This window comes from Dictyobacter arantiisoli, assembly GCF_008326305.1.
In the GTDB taxonomy this organism is placed as follows: domain Bacteria; phylum Chloroflexota; class Ktedonobacteria; order Ktedonobacterales; family Ktedonobacteraceae; genus Dictyobacter; species Dictyobacter arantiisoli.
In genome coordinates this window covers 1-1179 of sequence record NZ_BIXY01000249.1, presented here as the reverse complement: position 1 = coordinate 1179, position 1179 = coordinate 1, and the positions used below count along the sequence as shown (strand labels likewise).

The 1179-nt window shown below is 53.9% G+C and carries 1 protein-coding gene; it reads left to right on the top strand.

Annotation, left to right across the window (positions count from 1 at the left end; translation table 11 throughout):
• Positions 1–29 precede the first annotated feature (29 nt).
• The coding region (locus tag F1593_RS28065) for a glycosyltransferase (protein WP_172632536.1) at positions 30–1179 on the top strand (1150 nt) is incomplete at its 3' end.

Sequence of the window (1179 nt, the reverse complement as noted above, 5' to 3'; positions counted from 1 at the left end):
GGAAAAAAATGGAAGAAGAGAGAAAAGAAATGGCGCTCAAACCACGCATACTTGTCCTGGGACACGCTGACCCCGCGACCGGCTATGGACGTGTTCTTTCCAGTATCTGTCGTCGTCTTGCGCAAAAATATACTATTCTTCAGATCAATATTAGCAGCAACAAGGCCGTACATGATCCTTTAAACTATACCATCGAGCCTGCGCAGGGGGTCCTAAACGAGCCAGCCAGCCAGCAATTAGTGGCGCGCATCGAACAATTTCAGCCGCAGCTCCTCTTTCTCTGCCATGATCCCTGGCTCTATCAGTTCCATCGCCAGGCGCTAGCAGCATACAGAGACAGGCTCAAGATCATCTTCTATTGTCCTGTCGAAGGCCCATACCGCTCTCCAGCACAGATCGCCTATCTCGCAGAGGTCGATGTACTCGTGCTCTATACCAGCTACGGTCGTCGTCTGATCGAGGACGCCTTCGAACAGGCAGCGCTCCCCCCTACATCCTGGCCCAGGATCGCGGTACTGCCACATGGGATTGATACGCAGCATTTCTTTCCCTTGCATCCCTTTACAGCAGCAGGAGAGGAAGAGCGCCAGCGCAATCTTTTGCGGGCGCGACAGATCCTTTTCCCGCACCGTCCAGAACTACACAGCGCATTTATGCTGCTGAATGCCAACTATTATCGGCAACGCAAACGTATCGATCTCACTGTACAGGCCTTCGCAGACTTCATACACGCCACACCTGGCAATATCTGGCTCTATCTCCACGTTGGTGAACAGGAACAAAAACTGCTTGAGCTGGCTGCTCGCTTAGGGATACGTGATCGGGTGCTGAGTACAGGTACAGCCGTTGCCGAAAGGCCGATCACGGATAGCTTGCTCAACACCATTTATAACGCCTGTGATATCGGCATCAACACAGCAACCAGCGAAGGATGGGGATTGGTAGCCTTTGAACATGCAGCCACGGGTGCGGCCCAGATTGTGCCAGCCCATAGCGCCTGCCAGGAACTATGGCACGACCACGGACTTTTAATCCCATTACAGACCCGGCAGCCCCCAGACTTCCAGCCAGCCGAACTCCAGGTAGGCGAGATTCATCCCGCTGAACTGACCAGCCTGCTCAGCCTGCTCTATCAGAACCATGCCATGAGGCAGCACTATTCCCAACAGGCCCACACCT